Annotated in this window: 1 protein-coding gene; it reads left to right on the top strand. The window is 58.8% G+C overall.

Features of this window, described 5'->3' with window-relative positions; genetic code table 11:
• The coding region (locus BFP96_RS31450; protein ID WP_256549188.1) for a hypothetical protein at positions 1–250 on the top strand (250 nt) is incomplete at both ends.

The following is a 250-nucleotide window of genomic DNA, read 5'->3' as shown; positions in this document are numbered from 1 at the left end:
TGGCCCAGGCTTCTCGGTTCTATCACTTTTGCGACGGTGTGCTGACGGCGATCAGCGATGCGTATGACAACCGATTGCGCATTTTCCGGGATCGGTTGGGGCGTATTGAGCGGCTGGATAACGGTGCGGGGCGCTCTTTGCTCTTGCGCTACGAGTTGGGTCGGATTGTGGCGGTGGACTACCAGGTTCATCGCGCCAAAGGCCATGAACCCTTCGTGTGGGTGACCGAGCAGAACGTCGTTTCCTACGC

Origin of the sequence: Pseudomonas sp. 34 E 7, from assembly GCF_900005715.1 — a bacterium.
Taxonomy (GTDB): domain Bacteria; phylum Pseudomonadota; class Gammaproteobacteria; order Pseudomonadales; family Pseudomonadaceae; genus Aquipseudomonas; species Aquipseudomonas orientalis_A.
This window is presented reverse-complemented; position numbering and strand designations above follow the sequence as displayed.